This is a genomic window from Burkholderia torrens (assembly GCF_984668525.1).
The window spans coordinates 2,650,079-2,673,517 of the sequence record NZ_OZ480212.1 but is presented as its reverse complement, the minus strand read 5'-3'; the positions used below and the strand labels follow the sequence as shown (position 1 = coordinate 2,673,517).

General features: G+C 68.1%; 23 protein-coding genes and 1 pseudogene. 16 read left to right on the top strand and 8 right to left on the bottom strand.

The genetic code is table 11. The features are described from left to right. Positions 1 to 124: 124 nt before the first annotated feature. Positions 125 to 805: a class II aldolase/adducin family protein gene (locus AC5LXX_RS28250; protein ID WP_124451408.1), complete on the top strand. Its 681-nt coding sequence runs from the start codon at positions 125 to 127 to the stop codon at positions 803 to 805. 120 nt (positions 806 to 925) lie between these two features. After that, a complete protein-coding gene (locus tag AC5LXX_RS28245; RefSeq protein WP_493411894.1) occupies positions 926 to 2,044 on the top strand; it encodes a sigma-54 interaction domain-containing protein in 1,119 nt (372 codons plus the stop codon). Here AC5LXX_RS28245 and AC5LXX_RS28240 read toward each other — a convergent pair. Genes AC5LXX_RS28240 through AC5LXX_RS28225 form a run of 4 tightly spaced genes read right to left on the bottom strand, consistent with a single transcriptional unit; the run spans position 2,035 to position 5,875 of the window. Further along, complete coding sequence (locus AC5LXX_RS28240) at positions 2,035 to 2,823, bottom strand: ABC transporter permease (RefSeq protein WP_493411893.1); 789 nt, start codon at positions 2,821 to 2,823, stop codon at positions 2,035 to 2,037. The genes AC5LXX_RS28245 and AC5LXX_RS28240 overlap by 10 nt on opposite strands. A gap of 22 nt (positions 2,824 to 2,845) precedes the next feature. Next, the gene (locus AC5LXX_RS28235) at positions 2,846 to 3,661 is read right to left on the bottom strand and encodes an ABC transporter permease (RefSeq protein ID WP_493411892.1); all 816 of its coding nucleotides are present in this window, start codon (positions 3,659 to 3,661) and stop codon (positions 2,846 to 2,848) included. Further along, positions 3,661 to 4,767 (bottom strand): PhnD/SsuA/transferrin family substrate-binding protein, encoded by a 1,107-nt coding sequence (locus tag AC5LXX_RS28230; protein WP_493411891.1) that lies wholly within the window; start codon positions 4,765 to 4,767, stop codon positions 3,661 to 3,663. The genes AC5LXX_RS28235 and AC5LXX_RS28230 overlap by 1 nt, the downstream gene beginning before the upstream one ends. Before the next feature lie 31 nt (positions 4,768 to 4,798). Next, the gene (locus tag AC5LXX_RS28225) at positions 4,799 to 5,875 is read right to left on the bottom strand and encodes an ABC transporter substrate-binding protein (RefSeq protein ID WP_493411890.1); all 1,077 of its coding nucleotides are present in this window, start codon (positions 5,873 to 5,875) and stop codon (positions 4,799 to 4,801) included. A gap of 440 nt (positions 5,876 to 6,315) precedes the next feature. Between AC5LXX_RS28225 and AC5LXX_RS28220 the strand changes: the two genes are divergently transcribed. The 8 genes from AC5LXX_RS28220 (at position 6,316) to AC5LXX_RS28185 (ending at position 15,439) form a co-directional block, all read left to right on the top strand. Then, positions 6,316 to 7,485 carry an LLM class flavin-dependent oxidoreductase gene (locus AC5LXX_RS28220; protein ID WP_493411889.1) on the top strand — a complete coding sequence of 390 codons (1,170 nt, stop codon included), beginning with the start codon at positions 6,316 to 6,318 and terminating at the stop codon, positions 7,483 to 7,485. Between the two features lie 50 nt (positions 7,486 to 7,535). After that, a complete protein-coding gene (locus tag AC5LXX_RS28215) occupies positions 7,536 to 8,582 on the top strand; it encodes an ABC transporter substrate-binding protein (protein ID WP_493411888.1) in 1,047 nt (348 codons plus the stop codon). A 33-nt stretch (positions 8,583 to 8,615) separates the two neighbouring features. Continuing rightward, positions 8,616 to 9,449 carry an energy transducer TonB gene (locus AC5LXX_RS28210; protein ID WP_493411887.1) on the top strand — a complete coding sequence of 278 codons (834 nt, stop codon included), beginning with the start codon at positions 8,616 to 8,618 and terminating at the stop codon, positions 9,447 to 9,449. Between the two features lie 41 nt (positions 9,450 to 9,490). After that, positions 9,491 to 10,207: a MotA/TolQ/ExbB proton channel family protein gene (locus AC5LXX_RS28205; RefSeq protein WP_493411886.1), complete on the top strand. Its 717-nt coding sequence runs from the start codon at positions 9,491 to 9,493 to the stop codon at positions 10,205 to 10,207. Next, on the top strand, positions 10,207 to 10,617 hold the full coding sequence (locus AC5LXX_RS28200; RefSeq protein ID WP_124451389.1) for an ExbD/TolR family protein: 411 nt from the start codon (positions 10,207 to 10,209) through the stop codon (positions 10,615 to 10,617). The genes AC5LXX_RS28205 and AC5LXX_RS28200 overlap by 1 nt, the downstream gene beginning before the upstream one ends. 35 nt (positions 10,618 to 10,652) lie before the next feature. After that, positions 10,653 to 11,717 carry an ABC transporter substrate-binding protein gene (locus AC5LXX_RS28195; protein ID WP_493411885.1) on the top strand — a complete coding sequence of 355 codons (1,065 nt, stop codon included), beginning with the start codon at positions 10,653 to 10,655 and terminating at the stop codon, positions 11,715 to 11,717. Next, positions 11,714 to 12,931, top strand: coding sequence for an MFS transporter (locus tag AC5LXX_RS28190; protein ID WP_493411884.1), 1,218 nt, complete (start codon positions 11,714 to 11,716; stop codon positions 12,929 to 12,931). The genes AC5LXX_RS28195 and AC5LXX_RS28190 overlap by 4 nt, the downstream gene beginning before the upstream one ends. 192 nt (positions 12,932 to 13,123) lie before the next feature. Further along, positions 13,124 to 15,439 (top strand): TonB-dependent receptor, encoded by a 2,316-nt coding sequence (locus tag AC5LXX_RS28185; protein WP_493411883.1) that lies wholly within the window; start codon positions 13,124 to 13,126, stop codon positions 15,437 to 15,439. Between the two features lie 82 nt (positions 15,440 to 15,521). Here the strand turns inward: AC5LXX_RS28185 and AC5LXX_RS28180 are convergent, their stop codons facing one another. Further along, positions 15,522 to 16,481: a LysR substrate-binding domain-containing protein gene (locus AC5LXX_RS28180; protein ID WP_493411882.1), complete on the bottom strand. Its 960-nt coding sequence runs from the start codon at positions 16,479 to 16,481 to the stop codon at positions 15,522 to 15,524. Positions 16,482 to 16,665: 184 nt separating this feature from the next. Between AC5LXX_RS28180 and AC5LXX_RS28175 the strand changes: the two genes are divergently transcribed. The 3 genes from AC5LXX_RS28175 to AC5LXX_RS28165 all read left to right on the top strand — a co-directional run bounded on the left by AC5LXX_RS28175 (position 16,666) and on the right by AC5LXX_RS28165 (position 19,891). Next, the gene (locus AC5LXX_RS28175; protein WP_493411881.1) at positions 16,666 to 17,799 is read left to right on the top strand and encodes a M20 aminoacylase family protein; all 1,134 of its coding nucleotides are present in this window, start codon (positions 16,666 to 16,668) and stop codon (positions 17,797 to 17,799) included. Positions 17,800 to 17,871: 72 nt separating this feature from the next. After that, entirely contained in the window at positions 17,872 to 18,654 is a 783-nt protein-coding gene (locus AC5LXX_RS28170; protein ID WP_493411880.1) for an ABC transporter substrate-binding protein, read from the top strand. 52 nt (positions 18,655 to 18,706) lie between these two features. Next, complete coding sequence (locus AC5LXX_RS28165) at positions 18,707 to 19,891, top strand: porin (protein WP_493411879.1); 1,185 nt, start codon at positions 18,707 to 18,709, stop codon at positions 19,889 to 19,891. Positions 19,892 to 19,943: 52 nt separating this feature from the next. On the opposite strand, the gene AC5LXX_RS28160 is transcribed toward AC5LXX_RS28165, so the two are convergent. Continuing rightward, positions 19,944 to 20,963, bottom strand: a complete 1,020-nt coding sequence (locus AC5LXX_RS28160; protein ID WP_493411878.1) for a zinc-dependent alcohol dehydrogenase family protein — start codon at positions 20,961 to 20,963, stop codon at positions 19,944 to 19,946. Between the two features lie 126 nt (positions 20,964 to 21,089). Here AC5LXX_RS28160 and AC5LXX_RS28155 point away from each other — a divergent pair, with 126 nt between their 5' ends. Together AC5LXX_RS28155 and AC5LXX_RS28150 are read left to right on the top strand one after the other, a co-directional pair. Continuing rightward, a complete protein-coding gene (locus tag AC5LXX_RS28155) occupies positions 21,090 to 22,019 on the top strand; it encodes a LysR family transcriptional regulator (RefSeq protein ID WP_493411877.1) in 930 nt (309 codons plus the stop codon). Then, positions 22,016 to 22,258: a hypothetical protein gene (locus AC5LXX_RS28150; RefSeq protein ID WP_493411876.1), complete on the top strand. Its 243-nt coding sequence runs from the start codon at positions 22,016 to 22,018 to the stop codon at positions 22,256 to 22,258. Before AC5LXX_RS28155 ends, AC5LXX_RS28150 begins: the two co-directional genes overlap by 4 nt. Here AC5LXX_RS28150 and AC5LXX_RS28145 read toward each other — a convergent pair. Together AC5LXX_RS28145 and AC5LXX_RS28140 are read right to left on the bottom strand one after the other, a co-directional pair. Continuing rightward, positions 22,255 to 22,458 carry a hypothetical protein gene (locus AC5LXX_RS28145; RefSeq protein ID WP_493411875.1) on the bottom strand — a complete coding sequence of 68 codons (204 nt, stop codon included), beginning with the start codon at positions 22,456 to 22,458 and terminating at the stop codon, positions 22,255 to 22,257. The genes AC5LXX_RS28150 and AC5LXX_RS28145 overlap by 4 nt on opposite strands. Beyond that, positions 22,455 to 23,078 carry a hypothetical protein gene (locus tag AC5LXX_RS28140; protein WP_493411874.1) on the bottom strand — a complete coding sequence of 208 codons (624 nt, stop codon included), beginning with the start codon at positions 23,076 to 23,078 and terminating at the stop codon, positions 22,455 to 22,457. The genes AC5LXX_RS28145 and AC5LXX_RS28140 overlap by 4 nt, the downstream gene beginning before the upstream one ends. A 139-nt stretch (positions 23,079 to 23,217) precedes the next feature. Here AC5LXX_RS28140 and AC5LXX_RS28135 point away from each other — a divergent pair. Beyond that, a pseudogene (locus AC5LXX_RS28135) lies at positions 23,218 to 23,322 on the top strand (SDR family oxidoreductase); the annotation flags it as partial. Between the last annotated feature and the right edge of the window lie 117 nt (positions 23,323 to 23,439).

Sequence of the window (23,439 nt, the reverse complement as noted above, 5' to 3'; positions counted from 1 at the left end):
GCTGCGTCGGCCGGCCTGTGCTGCCTGCGTCGCCGGCTGGCACGATTGCTGCTGTTCCGGTGGTCGTGCGTCGCTGCGTTGCGACGCGAGTCCATCCGTCCATCCGATCAAGGAAACCGTCTTCATGTCCGTCACCCAAGCCATCGACAGCGGCGAACTCGTGGCATTCGTCGAGCGCGCGACGCGCGAATTCACGCAGGCCGAGCGTGTGCTGAAGGAAACGCGCACGCTGTCCGCGACCAACACGTTCCAGGCGTTCCAGCGCGTGCCGGGCACGGAACTCGTCGTCGCGCTGTCCGCACCGAGCCCGTGGGCTGCATCGCAGGAGATCCAGCCCGTCGTCGTGACGCTCGACGGCGACGTACTGCACGGCGACGCGCGCGCGGGCGGCAACGGCCCGCGCTACGCGGGCGTGTTCCGCGAGGCGCCGGAAGTCGACGTCGTGATTCACGTGCACGGTCCGTACCTCGGCGCATGGGCGAGCGCGCATCGTCCGCTGCCGATCCGCTACGCGCCGGCCGCGCGCTACACGCGGGCCCGCGAGATCCCGGTCTATGTCGATCGCCGTCCCGGCGAGCCGCGCTTCATCGTCGATACGATCCGGCGCGATCCCGACGTGCCGGCGATCATCGAGGCGAACGGCGGTGCGACGTTCTGGGGCAAGTCGATCCTCGACGTGTCGAAGTACATCCTGATCCTCGAGGAAGCCGCGTATTTCCAGGCGCTCGCCGAACCGCTCGGCGGCTCGCTCGACTTCGGGCCGGGCGCGCTCGAACAGCAGTGGAAGATGACCGGGCTGGCATGACGCGGTGCGGCGGCCGGCGCAATCCGGCCGCCGTCATACCGATAGCTCGATGAATTGGTTCGTGGCCGGCGCGCGTCTTGCTATCGTCGAACCTTCCCCGTTCAACACGCCGGTCGTGCCATGGCCATCTTCAGCTTGCCGGACCCGACTTCGCACGCGATCACGATCCGCGCGAAGGCACTGACGTTCGACGACCCCAAATCGCGCGTGCTGCTCGAACGCATCCAGCTCGTCGCACCGAGCGATGCGACGGTGCTCGTCACCGGCGAAAGCGGCACCGGCAAGGAGCTGATCGCGCGCCTCGTGCATTCGCTGAGTGAGCGCCGCGACGGCCCGTTCGTCGCGGTCAATTGCGGCGCGTTCTCCGAGACGCTGATCGAAAGCGAACTGTTCGGCCACGAACGCGGCGCGTTCACCGGCGCGATCAACAGCCAGCCCGGCTGGTTCGAATCCGCGAATCGCGGCACGCTTTTTCTCGATGAAGTGGGCGACCTGCCGCTGTCCGCACAGGTCAAGCTGCTGCGCGTGCTGCAGGAGCGCGAGGTGACGCCGGTCGGCTCGCGCAAGACCGTGAGGATTGACGTGCGGCTCGTCGCGGCGACCAACGTGAATCTCGAAGCCGCGGTGCGCGCGGGCAATTTCCGCGAGGACCTGTACTACCGGCTCAACGTCGTGAAGCTGAGCCTGCTGCCGTTGCGCGAGCGGCCCGGCGACATCGCGCCGCTGATCGAGCATTTCATCGACACCTACGCGAAGCGGCTGCGCGTGAGCGCGCCGACGCTGACCGACGCAGCGCGCGCCCGGCTGCACGCACACGCGTGGCCCGGCAACATTCGAGAACTCGAAAACGTGATCCACCACGCGGTGCTGATCTGCGCGGGCGGTGCGATCGACGTCGGCGACCTGCAGTTCTCGGCGCTGTCGCTTGCGGCCGACATGGCCGATTCACCGGGCGTGGCCGCCGCACCGCCGCGCCGCGCGCGCGACGTCGCCGAAGCAACCGAGGCGCTGCGTCACGCGGTGATCGAGCTGCTGGATCTCGGCACGCCGGCGCTGTGGCAGCACATCGAGGACACCGTCTACCGCAGCGTGTTCGACTACAGCGAGCACAACCAGTTGCGCATGTCGCGCCTGCTCGACCAGTCGCGCAACATCGTGCGCGCACGGCTCGCGCAACTCGGCATCCTGAAGCCGCGCGACGCGGGCGATGCCGACGCGCGGCTGCGCCGTCAGGCGTGATCGCGCCAGCGCAGCGCGCGCTGTGCGATTCGCTCGCATAACGCGCTCATCGCGACGGCCAGTGCCGTCACACCCAGCACACACACCAGCAGCACGTCGGCGCGCGCGCCGGCCTGCGCGTTCTGCATCAGGCTGCCGACCCCGGCGCCCGTATTGAACAGCAGCTCGCTGCTGGTCGCGGTGATCCACGCGAACGGCACGGCCTGCAGCACGCCCGCGAACAGGTCGGGCAATGCGCCCGGAATCAGCACGTCGCGCCACAGGCCGGCACGCGTCAGCCGATACGACTGCGCGAGTTCGACATAGCGCGGATCGACGCGGCGCAGCCCGTCGAAGCTGGCGGTGGTCATCGGATAGAACGCGGCGAGCGCGATGATGAACACCTTCGCGAATTCGCCGGTGCCGGCCCACAGGCTCAGTAGCGGAATCAGCCCGAGCAGCGGCACGTAGCGCAGCGCCTGGAACGCCGGTTCGGCGAGCTTGCGTGCGAGCGTCGAACGCGCCATCGCCGCGCCGAACACGAGCCCCGACGCGACGCCGAAGCCGAGCCCGAGCGTCGTGCGGCGCAGGCTCGCGCCGAGATCGGTCATGAGTTCGCCGCTGCGGGCGAGTTCGACGAGCGCCGCGCCGACCTGCTGCAGCGGCACGAATGCGTATTGATGGGCCGCGTCGCCGGACGACGCGACTTGCCACGCGGCAACCAGCAAGGCCGGCACGACGAGGCCGCGTGCGCGACGGCGCAGCGGGGCGAGCGAGAAAGCGCGGGATGCGAAGGTCATGCCGAAGCGGTTCCAGTCAGGGTCAGCGCGAGGGTGTCTGCCAGCGCAATGCATAGCGTTGCACGAGCGCGATCGATCGGTCGAGCGCGAAGCCGATCAGCCCGATCACCGCGACGTCGACGAGCACCACGTCGAGCCGCAGCATCTGCCGCGCGAGTTCCATCATCTGGCCGATCCCGCTGTCGGCACTGAGCAGCTCGACCGCGACGAGCGCGAGCCACGCGCGCGCGAGCGCGATCCGCACGCCCGTCAGCAGCGGCGGCAGCGCGGCCGGCAGCAGCACATCGCGCAACAGCGCGAAACGGCCGAGCCCGTAGTGACGTGCCATTTCGACGAGATCGCGCGGTGCATCGTGCACGCCGGTGTACGCGGCCAGCGCGACCGGAAAGAACACGGCCTTGCCGACGACGACGAGCTTCAGCGGCTCGTCGACGCCGATCAGCAGGATCAGCAGCGGGATCAGCGTGAGCGTCGGCACTTGCCGCAGCAGGTCGAACGTCGGCCGCAGATAGTCGGCGAACAGCCGGCTGCGCGCGAGCAGGATGCCGAATGCGGCGCCGCCGGTTGCGCCGATGGCGAAACCGAGCACGAGGCGATGCAGTGTGATCAGCAGGTTGTCGCGCAGTTCGCCGGTGTCGAGCAGCATGCGCAACGTCGCCGCGAGGCGCTCGGGCGGCACGACGAGCTGCGGCGGAAACCAGCGCTGCGCGCTCGCGAGCCACCACAGCGCGGCGAATGCGACGGGCGTGACCCACCACAGCGCGTGCTCGCCGAGCCGCGTGACGCCAGGCAGGCGGACTGCGCGCGAGCCGTTCGGCGTGAGGGCGCGTGCCGCCATCAGCGGCTCGCGACGCGCGCGGCGTCGGCGCGCCAATAGCCGTCGAGGCCGAGCTGCTTGAGCGCGGTCGACACGAAGGTCGGCGCGAGCAGCGCGTTCACGTCGACCGGCGCGGACGTCAGGCCGGCCTGGCGGCTATACGCGACGACGTCGCGGTAGTGGCCGGTCAGCGCCGGCGTGAAGAGCGGCGTCCATTGCTCTTTCCACGGCGTCGATTCGTCCGCGTATTCGCGGCGCACGACGCTTTCGGGCTGGCCCGACGCGCTCAGGATCTTTACGTACGCGTCGCGGTTCTGCGGCTGCGAGATCCAGTGCGCGGCGCGCACGTAGGCGGTCGCGACGAGCTGCGTGATGTCGGGGTAGCGCCGCACGAAATCGTCGGACGCCCACAGCTCCGCGCGCATCTTCCAGTCGTCGGGCGCCGTCTTGGTCGACCAGATGATCTTGCCGACCTGCTTGTCGACGAGCGAGTACGCGTCGGACAGCGTGAAGAAGCCGTCGACGCGACCGGCCGCGACGGCTGCCGCGCCGGCCTGCGGATCGAGGTTGTAGATCTTGAAGTCGGACAGCTTCAGTCCGTTCTCGGCGAGCAGCTTGCCGAACGTGACTTCCCACGGCCGGCCGCGATTGAGCGCGATGCGCTTGCCCTTCAGGTCGACGATCGACTTCGCGGTCGAGCCGGCCGGCACGACGAGATACGTGTTGCTGCCGGCGCCGCCCGGCACGATCAGCCGCGTGTGCGTGCCCGACGCGTTGACGACGACCGACGGCAGGTCGCCGTAGCCCGCGAAATCGATGCTGCCGTTCGTGAATGCCTCGTTGACGAGCGTGCCGACCGCCGCGGTCGACACGGGCACCCATTGCAGCTGCACGTGCCTTGCGGCGAGCGCTTTCTCGAGCGACTTGTCGGCGTCGATCAGCGCGGAGGCACCCGCGTATTGCGTCTTGCCGCCGCTCGAATACGCGACGACGGCGATGCGCACGACCTTGGGCGCGTCTTGCGCATGGACGGCCGGTGTCGCGAGCGACGCGGCGGCCAACGGCAGCGCGGCGAACAGCGCGCGCAGCGGGCGGGGCAGCAAGGCGAGGGAGAGCGTGTGTTTCATGATGGTCCCGGGCAGTGAACGGTAAATGGGCTCACGCGCGCTTCTGCAGCGACGGCCGCAGCACGTCGGCGAGCGGGCGCGGGTCGATCCAGTCGGCGACGTCGAAGTCGGCTTTCAGGAAGCCGTGGTCGTGCAGGAACGTCTTGAACTCGTCGAGCGCGGCGACCGATTCGTCATCCAGATTGACGCCGAGGTGGCGATGCAGCTGGTTGCCGTACGCGGCGCGGACCCAGTCGATCGACGATGCGGTTTCGCCGGCCACGTAGTGCGCGGTTTCGTCGGGATGCGTGCTCGCCCATTCGCCGGCGGCGACCACGAGCTTCAGGAAGCCGGCGACGATGTCCGGGTGGTTCGCGAGCACGTCCGCGTTGACCGTCAGCGGGCGCGGCGTGCCGTTGTTGTTGCGGATCGAGCGCTCCGGATGGAAGCCGATGTCGATCACGACGTGCGCGCCGATCAACTGCGCGATCTCGAGGCCTGTCGAGCCCTTCACGTAGATCGCGTCGACTTCGCCGCGCAGCAGCGCACCGGCCTCGGCTGCGTACAGCGCGCGGCTCGAAAAGCCATGCGGCGACGCGAACAGGTCTGCCGCGCGTGCGGGCCCGACGGCCTGCAGCGTGCGTGCGCGCACGTCGACGAGCTCGACGTCGCGCGTGGTCAGTCCGTCGAGGCTCAATGCGTTGACGAAGCCGCGCAGCGCCGATGCGCGAAAGATGTCGATGCGGTCGTCGGGGCGGCTCGGGATCGCGATCCGGCGCCCGCGCAACGCCTTCACCGAGCGGATGCCCGACTCGGGCCGTGCGAGGATCAATTGCGATTCGTCGACCCACGACAGCCCGATCACGCGCGTGTTCGCGTCGCTCGAGCGTGCCCACATCGCGGGGATGCTGCCGCCCTGGCGAAACGACTGCGCGAGCGTGTGATCGCTGATCGACGACACGTCGTGCCGCGTGGCGCCGCGCGGCGAGCGGATCGCGACGCCGTCGGCCGACGTCTCGCCGTTGAGCCAGCCAAGGTGCACGGCGATGCCGAGCGGCGTCGGCACGGGCGATCGGGCGTACCAGAACGTCTGCTGCTTGTCCGATGACGAATCGGGCCTGTCTGTCATGTGTGTGATTCCCCTGTCTGGGTAAGCATGGTCGATGCGCGGTGTCGCCCGCGCGGGCCGTTCCACGTTGCAAGTTCCGGGCCAGTGAGCGGAAACGGCCGTGCGGCATGCGGCGCGGGCATCGTGCGAGATGCGTGGCGCATCGGCCGGCGTGTCGGCTGTTGCATGAGCAACAGTCGCATCGAGTGCTGTTGCACGGGCAGCACCGGTGCGCTCGGTGCAGCAGCACGGCGACAGTTCGCTTTCGCGATGTCGGCACCGCCCGACGCGTGTGCGTCGATGGCCGTCGACGCCCGGCCCGCAAGGCGCCGCGCGTACCGGCCGGCGGCTGCGCACGCGCGGCGGCGAGCGCGTTGGCACACCGCGTGCTTTACAGCGCTGCATACGCGCGGCACGGCGGTGCCGCACGCAATCCGAACGGGCCGACAAGGAGAATCCCGATGGCTGTTGAATTTCTGTGGCGCCTGCCGATGCACGGCGACGGCCGGCGCGCACACGACCTGCATACGCGCGGCGAATGGAACCGCCAGCGCGCGTCGCGCGTCGCGCCGAAAGTCGACGACGATTTCGGCTACATCGACTATCTGTCGCAGGTCGCTCGCGCGGCCGACATCGCCGGCTTCCATGGCGCACTGATTCCGATCTTCCGCTTCACCGAGGAGCCGTGGGTCGTCGCGGCCGCGCTGGCGCGCGAGACGCGCCGGCTGCGGCTCCTGATCGCGCTGCAGCCGCATTTCGTGCATCCCGTCTATGCGGCCCAGATGGCCGCGAGCCTGCAGCGGATCAGCCGCGGCCGCGTCGAGTGGAACGTCGTCACGGGCGGCGGCGGGCCCGACCAGCGCGCGTATGGCGACTTCATCGACCACGACAGCCGCTACGCGCGCACCGACGAATTCCTCGATGTCGTGAAGGGCGTCGCGGCCGGCGCGCCGTTCACGTTCGACGGCCGCTTCTATCGCGTCGAGGAGGGCGGGCTGCTGCCGCCGCTGAGCGGGCAGAAGCCGCCGCGGATCTATCTGGCCGGCGCGAGCGACGCGGCGCTCGCGGTCGCCGCGAAGCATGGCGACGTACACCTGAGCTGGGGCGAGCCGCTCGCGAAGCAGAAGGAAGTGATCGATGCGGCGCGCCGCGCGCTCGACCGGCAGAACGCCGAGCGCGACCTGCGCTTCGGCATGCGCATCGACATCCTCGCGCGCGAAACCGAGGAGCAGGCGTGGGCCGAACTGCGGCAGATGTTCGCAACCGTGGGCGACACGACGCGCAACGGCTTCGGCGGGCGCGGCGAAGCGTCGGAGTCGGTCGGCGCGAAACGCCAGTTCGCGCTGCACCAGGGCAACACGCAGCACTTCGACGACCTGATCGTCGGCCCGAACCTGTGGGCCGGGATGTCGCAGATTCGCGGCGGCCCCGGCTGCGTGATCGTCGGCAGCCACGAGCAGGTGGCCGAGCGACTCGCGGAATACGTCGACATCGGCGTGTCGACGTTCATCCTCGCGAGCAATCCGCATCTCGAAGAGGCATACCGCGTGGGCGAGGAAGTGCTGCCGCTCGTCGACGGCGCGCTGAATGCACGCGGCACGCAGGCGGCGCTGCGCGTGGCCGGCGCTTGAGCGCGGCTTCTTCCCCGCGCGTCACAACGACATCGACAAGGACACTCACCATGACGACACTCGCTGCGCAGGCCACGGCCTGCGACGCACTCTGGTACACGCGCTGCCCGGTGCCGACCGCGCTCGGCATTGCCGTGCATCGCGGCTGGTTCGACGAAGAGTTCGGGCCGGAAGGCATCGTGCTGAATTCGCTGCAGGAGACGGCCGATGCCGACAAGCGCGAATCACACTTCGATCACAGCCTGCCGCACTCGTTCCGGCAGGGCGGCAACATTCCCGCGCTGTGGGCGCGGGCACGCGGTGCCGATACGCGCGTGATCGGCCTGTCGTGGACCAACGAATTCCAGGCGATCGTCACGCTGCCGGAGCGCGGCATTCGCACCGCGCGCGATCTGCGCGGCCGGCGGCTCGGGTTGCCGCGCCATTCGATCAGCATCGACTTCTGGCGGGCCGCCGCGCTGAAGGGCTTCCTGAGCGCGCTCGAGCTGGAAGGGCTCGGCCACGGCGATGCCGAATGGGTCGACCTGCCCGACACGCGCGAGCGCCGCACCGGGCCCGCGTCGTTCACGCGCGGCCCGCACGAGTATGGAATCGAGATTGCGGCGCTCGTGCGCGGCGACGTCGACGCGGTGTTCGTGAAGGGCGTGGCCGGGCTGGAAACCGTGCACCTGATCGACGCGCAGGTCGTCATCGATCTCGGCGCGCATCCCGATCCGCTGGTGCGGATCGGCAACGGCACGCCGCGCACGCTGACCGTCGATCGCGCGCTGATCGACTCGCGCCCCGATCTCGTGAGCCGCTTCCTGTCGGTCGTGGTCGGCGCGGGCGATTGGGCCGCGCGCCATCCGGCGGAGACGGTCGCCTATATCGGCCGCGAAACGCGTGCGTCCGACGAATGGGTGCGCTACGCATACGGCGCGGACGTGCACCGCCATCTGGAGACGGGGCTCGCGCCGACGTCGATCGACGGCCTGGTCGCGTTCAAGGATTTCCTCGTCGAGTGGGGGTTTCTCGAACGCGACTTCGATGCGCGCGCGTGGATCGATCCGGCGCCGTTCACGCAGATCGACCGGCACCGCCATGCGTGGGTCGCGTAGCGCGCCGCGGCGCGTCATTGCAAGGAGGCGAACATGACAGGGCTGACGATCGAATACGGCGTGCCGCCGGCGCGCCGGCATGCGGCGCGTGCTGCGCCGCGCGCGGCGGCGGCGGCGGTGGCGGATGCGGCTGCGGCTGCTGCGGTTGCGCGGCCACCTTCGGTGGCGCCGTCTACGCAGGCGGACGCACGGCCGGTACCGGCGAGCGGATGGCGCGGCGCGGGCGCGATCGCGCTCGCCGTCGCGGCGCTGCATGCGGGCGTCGTGCTGCTGGTTGCGCGCGCACCCGCCGCACCGCCCGTGCAGCCGCCACGGCCGTTGCCCATGACGGTGGAGCTGACGCGGCCGCCCGAGCCGCTGCCGCAAGCCGCGCATCCGCCGCCGCCGGTCGTGCCGCCGAAGCCGTTGAAGCAGGCGCCGAGTCCGCCGAAGCCGCTGACGCCGCGCGCGGCCGTTCCGCGTCCGGCGCCCGCACCGGCTGCGGCGCCGCAAGCGTCGCGCGACACCGCACCCGCGCCGACGGCGCCGGCCGTCGCCGCCCCGGCGGCCCAGGCTCCGACGCCCGCGCCAGCCGCACCCGTGCGCGAGACCGCACCGATCGGCGACGCGGCGTACCTGCGCAACCCGGCGCCCGACTATCCGGCATTCGCGCAGGACCAGGGCTGGGAAGGGCGCGTCGTGCTGCGCGTGCACGTGCTTGCGAACGGCACGCCCGATTCCGTCGACGTCCGCACGAGCAGCGGCCGCCGCGTGCTCGACAACGCGGCGGTGGCCGCCGTGAAGCGCTGGACGTTCGTGCCGGCGAAGCGCGGCGACGAAGCCGTCGACGGCTGGGTCAACGTGCCGATCGATTTCAAGCTGGGCTGACCTGCCGGGCCGCCCGCCACATTTTTCAAGGAACTCACATCATGAACGCTATCCCGACCACCTTCATCGTCCAGGGCGCGCTCTGGCTGCTCGTCGTTTTCTCCGTCGTCACGTGGACGCTGATCGTCGTGAAGGCGATCCAGAGCCTGCGCTCGAGCGCACGCAACCGGCGTTACGTCAGCGCGTTCTGGGCCGCGAACAGCTTCCACGACGCGGCCGCGCTCGACGGCGCGAACAGCCCGGTGGGCGAACTCGCCGCGACGGGCTTCGACGCGCTGCGGCGTGCCGACGAGAGCAGCGCGCACGATCTCGAACACAGCTGGAGCCGTCACGACCTGCTCGAACGCCATCTGCGGCAGCAGATCCACAACGCGCGCCGGCGCGAGGAAGCGGGGCTCGCGGTGCTCGCGTCGATCGGCAGCACCGCGCCGTTCGTCGGCCTGTTCGGCACCGTGTTCGGCATCATCCACGCGCTGACCGCGATCACGCACAGCGCATCGGCGAGCATCGACGTCGTCGCGGGGCCGATCGGCGAGGCGCTCGTCGCGACCGGGATCGGCATCGCGGTCGCGGTGCCGGCCGTGCTCGCGTACAACTTCTTCGTGCGCCACGTGAAGGCCGCATCGGCCGATCTCGACGCGTTCGCGACCGATTTCGTCACGCTCGCGCAGAAGGCCGGCTTCCGCGTGCCGGCTGCCGTGCCCGCTGCCGCACCGGCACGCCGTACCGGCGACACCCGTCAGGAGGCCTTCGCATAATGGCTTTCTCGTCCTCTTCCGACAACGACGACGTGCTCAGCGAAATCAACATCACGCCGCTCGTCGACGTGATGCTCGTGCTGCTCGTCGCCTTCATCGTGACCGCGCCGCTGCTGAACAACGCGGTGCACGTGAACCTGCCGAACACCGTCGCCACCGCGCCGGCCGACCGCAAGCCGAACGTGACCGTGAGCGTCGACGCGAAGGGCGTCGTGTATCTCGACAAGCGCGCGGTCGCGCTCGCGACGGTGCCGGCCGAGCTGGCCGCGCTGAAAGCGGGCCGGCCCGACGTCGCACTCGATCTGCAGGCCGACGAGCACGTACCGTACGGCACCGTCGCGAAACTGATGGCCGCGATCGAGCACGCCGGCATCACGCGCCTGTCGGTGCTGACCGCGCCGCGCGGCTGACGCGCCTTTCACGACTTCTTCTTGCGAACGCATCCATGAGCACCACGGCTTCACACAACGTTCAGTCGATCTGGTACACGCGCTGTCCGGTGCCGACGCCGCTCGGCATCGCCGCGCATCTCGGCTGGCTGGACAGCGAATTCGCCGGCGACGGCATCACCGTGCGCGCGCTGCAGGAAAGCCAGCACGCGGCGCTGCATCACGCGCACGTCGATCATTCGCTCGACAACGCGTTCCGGCAGGGCGGCAGCATTCCCGCGCTGTGGGCCCGCGCGGCCGGCGCCGACACGCGGGTGGTCGCGCTGACCTGGGTCGACGAGGCGCAGGCGATCGTCGCGCTGCCGGAAGCCGGCCTGACGCGGCCGAAGGACCTGCGCGGGCGCCGCATCGGCCTGCCGCGGCGCGACGGCGAGCGCATCGACATCTTCCGCGCGGCCGCGCTGCGCGGCTTCGTCAGCGCGCTGTCGCTCGACGGGCTCGGCCCCGGCGATGTCGAATGGATCTACGTCCCGGCATCGAACCTGCGCGCGCCGGTGTCGATGCCAGCGACGCGCGACGCGGCGTTCAGCCATCCCGCGAGCCTGTCGAGCCGGCGGCTCTATGCGGCGGAGGCGGCCGCGCTCGTGCGCGGCGACGTCGATGCGATCTACGTGAAGGGTTCGCTCGGGCTGGAAACCGCGCACCTGATCGGCGCGCAGCCGGTCGTCGACATCGGCTTTCATCCCGATCCGCAGATCCGCATCAACAACGGCTCTCCGCGGCCGCTGACCGTCAATGCGTCGACGCTCGAGCGCCATCCGGACATCGTCAGCCGCTTCCTCGCACGCGTGACCGACGTCGAAGGCTGGGCGCGCGAGCACGAGCAGGAAGTGCTCGGCTATCTCGGCCGCGAGACCGGCTCGGGCCAAGACTGGCTGCGGCTTGCGTACGGCGCCGACGTGCACCGGCGGCTGCGTACGGATCTCGACGAAGCGTCGATCGCCGCGCTCGACGATTTCAAGCGCTTCCTGGTCGACTGGCGGTTCCTGCCGGCCGACTTCGACGTGCGTGCGTGGATCGACCGGCGCGCGCTCGACGGCATCGCGACGCTGTCGCGGTGAGTACGCCGGCGCGCGTCGCCGACGCATGGCGGCGCGAGCGCTTCACCGGCGGCTTCATGCTGCTCGCGCTCGCCAGCGGCACGACGATCAGCATGGCGCAGCTCGCGACGACGCTGTATGCGCTCGCGCTCGGCGTCGACAGCGCGCGGCTCGGCATCATCGCCGCGATGGAGCCGCTCGGCATCGCGCTGATGACGTTGCCGGCCGGGCTGCTGGTCGCGCGCTACGGCGCCCGGCGCGTGTACTTCGCCGCGAGCATGGGGCCGATGCTGCTCAATCTCGTCGTGCCGTTCACCGGCGCATGGCCGCTGATCGCGCTCACGCAGGCGCTGATCGGGCTGTGCATCCCGTTCCGGATCGTCTCGATCAACGGCGTGTTCCTCGCGCGTCTCGCGCGGATCGGCCTCGCCCGTGCAGGCTGGTATCGCGCGGCCATGTCGGTCGGAACGGGCATGGCCGGGCCGTGGCTCGCGAGCTGGCTGATCGGCGCGCATGGCGCGGTCGCGACGTTCTGCGCGGCGTCGGCGAGCTTCGCGGGCATGGCGTGGTTCAGCCGGGTGCTGCTCGGCGACGCGGAGCCGTCGCCGCGCGGCGCGCAACCCGAAACCGGCGGCCTGCGTGCGTTGCTCGCGCTTGCCTGGAGCCGCGACGTGCGCGAGCAGCTTGCGCTGGAAGCCGTGAACAGCGCGACGCGCTCGCTCGCCGGCACCTATACGGTCGTGCTCGCCATCCAGTCGCTCGGGTTGTCGCAATCGGGCGCCGTCGCGCTGCTGACGCTGCAGGGCGTCGTCGCGGTGATTGCGCTGTTCGGGCTCGGGCATGCGGCGCAGCGGATGACGGCGCGCCGCTGCCATGCCTTCAGCCTCGCGGGCGGCATGGCCGGGCTGCTCGCGCTCGGCCTCGCGCATGACGCGTGGATCGTCGGCGCAGGGCTCGCCGCGCTGTGTGCCGGGTCGTCGCTGCTGCATCTGGTCAACATGCAGCATCTCGGCCGCCACCCGGCCGACAAGAGCCAGGTGTCGAGCCTCTACAACCTCGCGTCGATGACCGGTGCGTTCTGCGGCCCGCTGGCCGGCAGTGCGCTCGTGCCGATCGTCGGGTTGCAGGCCGTGTTTCTGTGCTGGCTGCCCGTCGTCGTGCTGGTTGCGCTCGCGCTGCGGCTCGTTCATCGGCGCCGTGAGACGACGCAGAAGATGCCTGCCAAGCTGTCCTGATGATTTTCCGAGCCGGTGTTGCGTGACAAGCAGCTTGCTTCCGTTCACAGATGCGCATGCAGCAACACCTGCACCGCACGCACGCCGGAAGGCCCGTACGACGGGCTCGTCGATGCTGGCATCCGAATTGCAAGAGAGAACCCGTGCGCAGGTCGCACGTGCGTTCAACCGATCAAACAGGATGACTCATCGATGTTCAGAAAAAAACTTATCGTCACCACGCTGGGGGGACTGCTGACGGGCGGCGCCGTATCGTTGCCGGCGTGGGCAGAGGACGGCGCGGCGACGGCGGCGGTGCCGGACGCGAAGCCGGCGCAACAGGCACCGGACGACGCAGCCGCGGCTGCGCCGAAGCCGGCACGGGCGAACCGCGGCGCGGCCATACGCGAAACGAACCTCGGCACGGTGACCGTGACGGCGCGCCGGCGCAAGGAGAGCATCCAGGACGTGCCGGTCGCGGTGAGCGCGCTGAGCGGCGATGCGATCAAGAACAACGAACTGCGCGTGATCAACGACGTGACGAAGTACGTACCGAACTTCACCGGGCAATCGACGGAGGGCCGCGAACGGCCGCGCTGGTTCCTGCGCGGCGTCGGCAGCAACGATCCGTCGGACCTGTCGCTGAGCCCGATCGGCGTGTACTTCGACGACGTGTACATCAACAGCGTGTTCGGGCAGGGCTTTCCGCTGTTCGACCTCGATCGCATCGAAGTGCTGCGCGGGCCGCAGGGCACGCTGTGGGGCAAGAATACCGTCGGCGGCGCGCTCAGCATCACGTCGCAGAAGCCGACCTTCGACGTGAGCGGCTACGGCAAGCTCGGACTCGGCCAGTACAACAGCCGGCTCGCGGAAGCCGCGATCGGCGGCCCGATCGGCAAGAACGACGTGCTGGCCGCGCGCGTGTCGGTGTATCACGAGAATGCCGACAGCTTCTACACGAACACCGTTCAGCACGGGCGCTTCGGCGGCTTCCACGACAACGCGGTGCGCTTCCAGGTGCTGGCGGTACCGACGTCGGACACCGACTTCCTCTTCAACATCCACGGCCGCAACTACACGGGCGGCGGCAATGCGTGGCACGCGGAAGGCGCGGGGCGCGGCGGCGCGAACCAGTTCGGCTTCGTCGGGTCGAGCGATCCGTACACGGTGTCGCTCAATGCGCCGTCGAGCGATCACATCTCGTCGTGGGGCACGTCGCTGACCGCGCACTGGCGCATCAACCCGGCGGTGTCGCTGACGTCGATCACCGCGTTCGAAGGGCTGCACCGCTGGTACCAGGACGACGAGGACTATTCGCCGTTCGATGCGGCGCGTTCGCATGACCGCCTGTCGAGCCGGCAGTTCTCGCAGGAATTCCGGCTCGAATCGCCGCAGAGCGACCGCCTGAGCTGGCTGGTCGGCACGCACCTGTTCACCGAGCAGCTGGCCGAGCAGGGTGCCGGCGGCGGGCTGCCGGGTGCGCCGTCGCCCGCGTACTACCACCTGACGGACCTCACGCAGCATACGCAGAGCGCGGCAATTTTCGGCAGCGTGAAGTACCGGTTCACCGATCGTTTCAACGTGACGGGCGGGCTGCGCTACACGATCGAGCGCAAAACCATCAACCTGACCGGGCTGCAGGATACCGGCAACGTGACGTTCAGCGATCCGAACAGCTGGTGGGCGCCGTCGTCGGTGTCGTCGCCGCTCGCGGTCAGCGCGCGGCAGAACCAGACGAACACGTGGCGCGCGCCGACCTGGGATCTCACGCCCGAATATGCGCTCAGCAACAACGTGCGCGCGTATTTCCGCTACGCACGCGGGTTCCGTTCGGGCGGCTACAACGGCAATGCATATACGCAAAGCACGCTGTCGACCGTGTCGCCGGAGTACCTGACCGATTACGAAGTCGGCATCAAGAGCGAATGGTTCGACAAGCGGCTGATCGTCAACGCGAGCGTGTTCCACTACGACTATCGCGACATCCAGGTGTTCGCGCTTGCACCGAACCCGTTGGGCGGGCCGCCGGTGTCGACGCTGTCGAATGCGGGGCAGGGGCGCGCGGACGGCTTCGAGCTGGAGCTGAAGGCGCAGCCGGTCAACAGCCTGTACCTGTTCGCGAACCTCGGGATGCTGAACACGCGCTACACCGAGTTCCGCTACGTGCCGACGGCCGTCGGCAACTCGTTCGCGCGTTCGCCGCACACGACGCTGAATGCGGGCTTCGATTATCGCGTGCCGGTGTCGTTCGGCACGCTGACGGCCGGCGGTGACGTGAATTACCGCAGCCACGAGTACTTCAGCGCGACGCGCCAGACGATGCCGCAGCTGTGGCAGGGCGGCTATACGGTGCTGAACGCGCACGTGTCGTACACGACGCCGAACCAGAAGTACATCGTGACGGGCTATGTGACGAACCTGACGAACAAGGTCTACAAGAAGCTCGAGCTGCTGCCGTCGTACGGCGCGTATCCGGCGCTGTACGGCGATCCGCGCACGGTCGGGATCACGCTCACCGCGAAGATCTGACGCGCGAGGCGTGCCGCGGCACCGGCGTGGGGCGGGCCGGTGCCGCGGCGGCTGAGGCGATCGGACTGCATCCCTCGGGCCGTCAGATCAGCAGCGACACCGTCCTGAACAGCGCGAGATCCTCCTTGCGCGCGGATCGTGCATGCCGGCGGATCACCTGCAGCAGGCAGTCGATGAAGCAGCGCGCGGCGTCGCTCAGCGTACTGCTGCGGCGCGTGACGATTCCGAGGTCGCTCGGTTCGAACGTTTCCTTCAACGACAATGCGCGCATCCGTTCGCCGAACGGTGGCACGGCCGCGAGAATCGTCGGGCACCACGTGCACATGTCGGCCTGTTCGAGCATCGTCTGCAACATCGCGACCGACTGTGCACGAACGATGCGCCGTTCGTCGATCCGTGCGCCGTGGCGCGTGAACAGATAGTCGACGAGCGCGGCCTGCCCGTCGGCCGCGAAATTCAGTACCCAGTCGTTGTCGAGCAGGTCGTGGATCGACCGCGCGCGTTCGAGCGGATGGCCGGCGCGCACCATGACCGACGTCTCGTAGCGCAACATCGGTTCGCACGAAAATTCCTGCGTGCCGCCCGGCGGAACATGCCCGAGCGCGAAGTCCATGCTGCCGTCGCGCAGCAGCGGCTGAGCGACGGCGATCAGCGCCTCGTGGAGTTCGAGGCGCACGTCGGGCATCCGCTCGCGAAACAGCAGAACCGCCTCCGCGAGAAACGTCATCGCGAGCCACGGCGTGACGCCGATGCTCAGCCGGCCCTCGATGCGGCCGCGCATCCGCTCGAGATCGCTTTGCGCATGCTCGAGCTGCTTCAGCACGAGCTTCGCGTGCGTGAGCAGCGTTTTTCCGTATTCGGTGAAGCCGATTCCTTCCGGCGCTCGCACGAGCAGCGGCAGGCGCTCGCTCGTTTCCAGTTCGCGCAGTGCGCGCGTGACGGCTGCCTGCGACAGCCCGAGCGCACGCGCCGCGCCGCGAATGCTGCCGGCTTCCGCGCTCGCGACGAGGGCCTGCAATTGATGCAGTTTCATGCTGCTCATGGCGTGATACCCGACAACGAAAGGTTGTCATCATAACGAAAGCGTGGCTGTTCGAAAGGATTTCCGCTGCATACGATTTGGCCACGATTTGTCACGAGAGCAATCGGCAACCGGAACGTGCAAAGGAGAATCGGGGTTGGAACAGGGTCCTATCCGGCCGGAAATAGCCGCGATTGAAACAGAGATGATCGCGCTGCGTCACCAGCTTCACGCGCATCCGGAACTCGGCTTCGAAGAGCATGCGACGAGCGATCTCGTCGCGGGTTTGCTGACAACATGGGGTTATCAGGTCGCGCGAGGAATCGGCGGCACGGGCGTGGTCGGCACGTTGACGCGCGGCACCGGGAAGCGACTCGGGTTGCGTGCCGACATGGACGCGCTGCCGATCCAGGAGACGACCGCGCTGCCGCACGCCAGCCGGCGCGACGGCGTGATGCACGCATGCGGTCACGACGGCCATACGGCAATGCTGCTCGCGGCGGCCCGCTGTCTTGCCGGGTCGGCACGCTTTACCGGCACGTTGAACCTGATTTTCCAGCCGGCCGAAGAAGGGCTCGGCGGCGCGAAGCGGATGATCGACGACGGGCTGTTCAAGCGTTTCCCGTGCGACGCGGTGTTCGCGATGCACAACGTACCGGGCTTGCCGGCGGGCGTGCTCGGCTTCTGTGACGGCCCGGCGATGGCATCGGCCGACGAGGTGCACGTGCGCGTGACCGGACGCGGCGGGCATGGCGCCGCACCGCACGCGACGGTCGATCCGGTGGTCGTGTGCGCGTCGATCGTGATGGCGCTGCAGACGATCGTGTCGCGCAACGTGAATCCGCAGGACCTCGCGATCGTGTCCGCCGGCTCGATTCACGCGGGCACCGCATCGAACGTGATCCCGCCGCACGCGGAACTGGCACTCAGCGTGCGTGCGCTGTCGCCGGACGTGCGTGTGCTGCTCGAACGTCGTATTCACGCGGTCGTGCACGGGCAGGCCGCGAGCTACGGCGCCACGGCCGAGATCGATTATCGACACGGCTATCCGGTGCTCGTCAATCACGCGGCGGAAACGGCGTTCGCGCGCGACGTGGCACGCGAATGGGGCGGCGATGCGGCGCTGATTCCGCATATGCGGCCGATCGCGGCAAGCGAGGATTTCGCGTTCATGCTCGACGTGTGCGCGGGCAGCTACCTGTCGATCGGCAACGGGACCGGGAACGGCGACGGCGCGACCGGATGCGGGCTGCACCATCCCGGCTACGACTTCAACGATGCGTGCCTCGCGACGGGCGCGAGCTACTGGGTCGCGCTGGCGGAACGGTATCTCGCGTGATGCGACACGCGCAAGACCGGCGCTCGACGGGCCGGGCCATTTCGATTCATGCTTTACACAAGGAGACAGGCAATGAAGCAGTGGATGGGAGCACTCGCGGTGGTGCTGGCGGCGGGGACGGCGCACGCCGGTGACTGGACCGGCAAGGAGATCCGGCTCGGTGTCGATCCGACCTACCCGCCGCTCGAATACAAGCTTCCCGACGGCACATTGACGGGGTTCGGGATCGACATCACGAATGCATTGTGCGCGGAACTGCATGCGCATTGCGTGTGGGTCGAGTCGAGTTTCGACGGGATGATTCCCGGCCTGCTCGCGCGCAAGTTCGACGTGATCGCGTCGTCGATGACGATCACGCCGAAGCGGATGCAGCAGATCGCCTTCACGAACCGCATCTCGAATGCGCCTGCGCGGCTGATCGCGCGCAAGGGCTCGCCGCTGCTGCCGACGGCCGATGCGCTGAAAGGCAAGCGCGTCGGCGTCGAGCAGGGTTCCGCGCAAGCCGATTATGCGATCGCGAACTGGCAGCCGGCGGGCGTGCAGATCGTGTCCTACCAGAACCAGGACCAGGTCTATGCCGATCTCGTGTCGGGGCGGCTCGACGCGGCGTTCCAGGCGTCGATCGCCGCCAGCGACGGTTTTCTGAAGAAGCCGCAGGGCAAGGACTACGTGTTCGTCGGCACGCCGATCGACGACGTGAAGTATTTCGGACAGGGAGACGGGCTCGGCCTGCGCAAGCAGGATAGTGATCTGCGCGACGCGTTCAACCGCGCGCTGGCGACGATTCTCGCGAACGGCACGTACCGGAAGATCAACCGGAAGTACTTCGACTTCGACATCTACGGCACGAAGTAACCGCATCAAAGCGGCAAGATGGCGGGAATGCAAATATAAATAAGGAAGCCGAATGAACTGGAGATCGTTTTTCGTCGCGATTCCGGCGCTGTGCGCAGCGCCGGCGTTTGCGCAGGGCAGTGTCACGCTTTACGGCCTCGTCGACGCGGGCATCGACTATACGAGCAACGTCGGCGGCCACGGCGCATGGCAGATGGCGAGCGGTTTCGCGCAGGGAAGCCGATGGGGACTGAAGGGTACCGAAGATCTTGGCGACGGCTTCAATACCGTGTTCCAGATCGAAAGCGGCTTCAACGTGAACAATGGCACCCTCGCACAGGGCGGGCGCGTGTTCGGGCGGCAAGCATACGTAGGACTGGGTAGCACGCGCTACGGCACGCTGACGCTCGGCCGACAATACGATGCGATCGTCGACTATGTCGCACCGACGACCGCCAACGGCAGCTGGGGCGTCTATCCGTTCTCGCACCCGCTCGACAACGACAATACGGGCAACACGTTTCGCGTCAACAATACGGTCAAGTACGCGAGCCCGGATTTCTCCGGCTTCTCGTTCGGTGGCACGTACAGTTTCAGCAACGACACGGGCTTCGCGAACAATCGCCAGTGGAGCGTCGGCGCGCAGTACGAGCAGGGCGGCTTGCTCGTCGGTGCGGCCTTCCTGAATGCCGACAACCCGGGTGCGACGTCGGGCGGCGCGATCGCGAGTTCCGGATCGGTCGGTGCCGATGCGAACTTCGCATCGGCGCGGCTGCGGATCTTCGGTGCGGGCGTGAACTACACCGCCGGGCCCGCGACGGTCGGATTCGCGTACACGAACAGCAACGTCACGCGGCCCACCGCGAACGTCGGCTACCTGTTCGGTGACGAGACGATCGCGCCGTCGGCCGGGCCGCTCGCCGGCGGCACGGTGACGGCGATCAAGTACCAGAACTTCGAGGTAAACGGGAAGTACCAGTTCACGCCAGCCTTGTTCGTCGGCGCGCAGTACGTGTACACGACGGTGCGTTACGACGCGACGACGGGTGCGGCGAAGCCGAAGATCCATTCGGTCGGCTTGATGGCCGACTACAACCTGTCGAAGCGAACGGACATCTACCTGATGGGCGCGTACCAGCGGATCGCCGGCGAGGCAACCGGTTCGTCGCTCGATCAGGCGTACATTCCCGGCGCGGCTGATCTGTCGTCGAATACGAAGCAGTTGATGGCGCATGCGGGGATCCGGCACAGGTTCTGACGGACCCGGGCCGGCCGGCAGGCGGCGGACGGCAGCCCGCCGCCTCTTTCGGTTACTGCGCGACGCGAATCACGACCTTCCCGAAATGCTGCCCCGACTGCAGGTGCGCATACGCCTGCGGTGCTTCGTCGAAGCCGAACACGCGATCGACCACCGGCTTGATCCGCTTCGCCTCGACGAGCCTGACGACGTTGTCGAGCATCGCGCGACTGCCGACCATCAGCCCGTGCAGCTGGCGGATGCCGCCGATAAGCGACAGCAGCCCCAGTTCCGGCCCGCTGAAACTGCTGAGGCCGCCGATCACCGACACGATGCCGCCCATCCTGGTCGCCGCGACCGAGCGCGGCAGCGTATCGCGTCCGCCGACTTCGACGACCAGATCCGCGCCCACGCCACCGGTGAGCCGTAGCACCTCGTGCTGCCACTCGGGCGTGGTGCGATAGTTGATCGTTGCGTCCGCACCGAGTGTGCGAGCGCGTTCCAGCTTCGCGTCGCTCGACGAGGTCACGATCGTGCGCAGACCGGCCGCATGCGCGAGCTGCAGCGCAATGACCGACACGCCGCCGGTGCCGAGCAGCACGACGGTCGCGCCCGGCCCCAGCCCGCCATCGACGAACAGCGCGTTCCACGCGGTGACGCCCGCACACGACAGCGTTGCTGCTTCGTCGTAGTCGAGATGCGCGGGAATCGCGGCCAGCGCGGCTTCGTCCGACACGAAGCGTTCGGCGAGCACGCCGTCGAATTGCGCGCCGGGCGAACCCGACACCTTGTGCGGCGTCGGCGGCCCGTCGATCCAGTGCGGGAAGTAGGTATTGATCACGCGATCGCCCGGCTTGAAGCGCGTGACGTCGCGGCCCGTTTCGACGACTTCGCCGGCGCCGTCGGCGACCGGAATCAGCGCTTCCTTGCCGATACCGAGATAGTCGCCGCGCGCGAACATCAGGTCGCGATAGTTCAGCGCGGCCGAATGGATCTTCACGACGACGTCGGTCGGCCCGACCGCGCGCTGCGTCGCGTCGACGCGCCGGAGCCCGGCAATGCCGTCGCCCGGTTTCACTTGCCATGCATGCATGTCCGCTCCTTTTTGAGATAGTCAGGACTATCATAGTGTTGCGTGCGGGGACGCATTGGCGAGAATTCGGCCAACGATTGTCGCCAGTGCGGACACAAACCAGTCATCCCACCGGAGCGGAATTGCATGGACGAGCGGTTGAGGGGCGTCGCCGAATTCGTCGACGTCGTGGAGTCGGGCAGCTTTGCGGCGGCGGCGCTGCGTCTCGGCATGACACGCTCGGCGGTCGCGAAGATCGTCGCGCGGCTCGAACAGCGTCTCGGTGCGCGGCTGCTGCAGCGCACGACGCGCCAGCTCGGGCTGACCGACGAAGGGCTCGTCTATTACGAGCAATGCCGGCGGCTGCTGGGCGAACTCGGCGAGACCGAGGCCGCGCTCGACGCGGGGCGCCGCGAGCCGGCGGGGCGCGTGCGGATCAGCGTGCCCGTGCTGTTCGGGCGGCAATGCGTGGCGCCCGTCGTGCGGCGTCTCGTCGGGCGGCATCCGCGGCTCGAAATCGACGTGTCGTTCAGCGATCGCGTGGCCGACCTGGTGAACGACGGCTTCGACATCGCGGTGCGGATCGGTGAATTGGCCGACACGAGCGCGCTCGTCGGCCGGAAGCTGGGCGTGCAGCGCATGGGCATTTGCGCATCGCCCGCGTATCTGGAGCGTCACGGGTGCCCGTCGGGGCTCGACGAGCTTGCGTCGCACGTCGGCATCGCGTATTCGCGCGGCGGGCAGCCGGCGCCGTGGCGTGTCATCGGCGCGGACGGTGTCGTGCGCGAGCATCGCGCGGCTGGCCGGCTGCGGCTCGACGACCTGCAGGCGATCGCCGATGCCGCCGCCGCCGGCGCGGGCCTCGCGTGGCTGCCGTGCTGGCTGATGGCGCCGTATGTGCGCGACGGCCGTCTCGCGCTCGTGATGGACAGCAACAGCGTGTCGGGTGCCGAGGTGTACGCGGTGCGGCCGGCGTCGCGCCATGTGCCGTCGAAGGTGCGCGTCGTCATCGATGCGCTGATGGACGAGATTCCGGGCATGCTGGCGTCCGATGACGCCAACGGCGAGCGGACATGACGGTGATCGATTCTCCGACTACGACGCGGCAACCCGGCTGGCTGCAGATCGCGTCGCGGCGTGCGATGCCGGTCGCGGCGGGGCGGGCCGATCGACGGGGCTGCGACGACGGTAAATCGACGGCGGTGGCCGGATGCGTTTCGCGGCGCTGCGGTCCACCCGGGCAGGGCCGTGCGTTTTCCGTGTGGATGAAGAAATACTCGTCGACAAGCAACGGGCCTTTTTGCGCGAGCGACTAACGCTTGCGTCGCCGCGGATCGATGCCGTTTTGTTCGAGCAGTTTGCGCAGCCGCGTGTTGTCGATCCAAAGCGTAGCGACTGCGGTCACCGTCATCAGGGTGGGGAACCATTCGCCTGTCGCGCTGATGATCGCCCAACCTGCGGCCGTGACGATCAGTGCCGTGACGATGAGAAGCAATCGGTCTGCAAGCCAGTTCATTGCGCACCTCGGATCGCAGTGTTCGCCTTCAGGCCCAGATAGCTGTGCGAGCCCGGTGTAAGCACTTCGGGATGGCGCAGAATTTGAGCCATAACCAAAGGATGAATCGCGAGTCCGTAACGTGCGCCCCATCGAGCGACCGCCAAAGACATATTGATTCCTCGCTTGCCGACTCCGCAGGCCAATGATGCATCGGTTGCGACCATCAAGCTGCCAATGACTGCGCCCAGGTAGATGCTGGCAAGAATCGAACCTCCGATGGTGACGCCTTCCAGCTTCGTCGTGGCGCCGATCAGTTCACCGACCGTTGCATCTGCACCTAATGTTTTCAAAACATCCATCATGGCGGCAACGCTGACGATGGACGTTTGCAGCGTTGCGAAAAGCGTTGTTGGAACGGGCATGTGCAGCGCGGTCATGTTTGCATGGAAGGCTGTGGAAAAACTCGGACATTTCGACATCTGGACTATCTCGGGATAAGTCATGCAATCCTTACATATTCCTTTCTCCAAATTGATCGGTAACGCCAGCAGGTTGTCGCGCAGACCGATCGAGTTTAGATCGCGTGATTGTGCCGGTGATGCCCCGCCAATCGTGGCGGGTAGCGTTGATGCCGGCATGTCGACCGGTTGCGGCAACCTCCGCGATTGTCGCTATCGGAGCAGTTTTGCAGATCTTTTTGACCGTCTTGACACCTTTCCTAACGTTTTCGGGACAAGGATGGCGATGGTATGGAGCACGTTGTGGCGACCGGCCGGCGACGTCGCGGCGGCGATCGCCTTCTTCCTGTCCGACGAAGCCGGCTTCGTCACCGGGCAGGTGCTGTCGGTGGACGGCGGCGGCAGCCTCGGCGGGCGCAGCTGACGCACGGCGGCGCGCTGCGCAGCGCATATTCCCCCACCCCGTTAGCATGTGACGAATCCGACTTTGGGCGCCGCGCGGGCGACGCTAAGATCGCCGATCCCGTAGATCGAGCGTCAA

Coding starts and splice junctions, on each gene's coding strand:
- AC5LXX_RS28155 (WP_493411877.1), top strand. CDS start 21,090: ATGGACGAGCGGTTGAGGGGCGTCGCCGAATTCGTCGACGTCGTGGAG.
- AC5LXX_RS28180 (WP_493411882.1), bottom strand. CDS start 16,481: ATGAGCAGCATGAAACTGCATCAATTGCAGGCCCTCGTCGCGAGCGCG.
- AC5LXX_RS28140 (WP_493411874.1), bottom strand. CDS start 23,078: ATGCCGGCATCAACGCTACCCGCCACGATTGGCGGGGCATCACCGGCA.
- AC5LXX_RS28170 (WP_493411880.1), top strand. CDS start 17,872: ATGAAGCAGTGGATGGGAGCACTCGCGGTGGTGCTGGCGGCGGGGACG.
- AC5LXX_RS28195 (WP_493411885.1), top strand. CDS start 10,653: ATGAGCACCACGGCTTCACACAACGTTCAGTCGATCTGGTACACGCGC.
- AC5LXX_RS28150 (WP_493411876.1), top strand. CDS start 22,016: ATGACGGTGATCGATTCTCCGACTACGACGCGGCAACCCGGCTGGCTG.
- AC5LXX_RS28145 (WP_493411875.1), bottom strand. CDS start 22,458: ATGAACTGGCTTGCAGACCGATTGCTTCTCATCGTCACGGCACTGATC.
- AC5LXX_RS28160 (WP_493411878.1), bottom strand. CDS start 20,963: ATGCATGCATGGCAAGTGAAACCGGGCGACGGCATTGCCGGGCTCCGG.
- AC5LXX_RS28200 (WP_124451389.1), top strand. CDS start 10,207: ATGGCTTTCTCGTCCTCTTCCGACAACGACGACGTGCTCAGCGAAATC.
- AC5LXX_RS28210 (WP_493411887.1), top strand. CDS start 8,616: ATGACAGGGCTGACGATCGAATACGGCGTGCCGCCGGCGCGCCGGCAT.
- AC5LXX_RS28165 (WP_493411879.1), top strand. CDS start 18,707: ATGAACTGGAGATCGTTTTTCGTCGCGATTCCGGCGCTGTGCGCAGCG.
- AC5LXX_RS28220 (WP_493411889.1), top strand. CDS start 6,316: ATGGCTGTTGAATTTCTGTGGCGCCTGCCGATGCACGGCGACGGCCGG.
- AC5LXX_RS28240 (WP_493411893.1), bottom strand. CDS start 2,823: ATGACCTTCGCATCCCGCGCTTTCTCGCTCGCCCCGCTGCGCCGTCGC.
- AC5LXX_RS28185 (WP_493411883.1), top strand. CDS start 13,124: ATGTTCAGAAAAAAACTTATCGTCACCACGCTGGGGGGACTGCTGACG.
- AC5LXX_RS28245 (WP_493411894.1), top strand. CDS start 926: ATGGCCATCTTCAGCTTGCCGGACCCGACTTCGCACGCGATCACGATC.
- AC5LXX_RS28215 (WP_493411888.1), top strand. CDS start 7,536: ATGACGACACTCGCTGCGCAGGCCACGGCCTGCGACGCACTCTGGTAC.
- AC5LXX_RS28205 (WP_493411886.1), top strand. CDS start 9,491: ATGAACGCTATCCCGACCACCTTCATCGTCCAGGGCGCGCTCTGGCTG.
- AC5LXX_RS28175 (WP_493411881.1), top strand. CDS start 16,666: ATGATCGCGCTGCGTCACCAGCTTCACGCGCATCCGGAACTCGGCTTC.
- AC5LXX_RS28225 (WP_493411890.1), bottom strand. CDS start 5,875: ATGACAGACAGGCCCGATTCGTCATCGGACAAGCAGCAGACGTTCTGG.
- AC5LXX_RS28235 (WP_493411892.1), bottom strand. CDS start 3,661: ATGGCGGCACGCGCCCTCACGCCGAACGGCTCGCGCGCAGTCCGCCTG.
- AC5LXX_RS28250 (WP_124451408.1), top strand. CDS start 125: ATGTCCGTCACCCAAGCCATCGACAGCGGCGAACTCGTGGCATTCGTC.
- AC5LXX_RS28230 (WP_493411891.1), bottom strand. CDS start 4,767: ATGAAACACACGCTCTCCCTCGCCTTGCTGCCCCGCCCGCTGCGCGCG.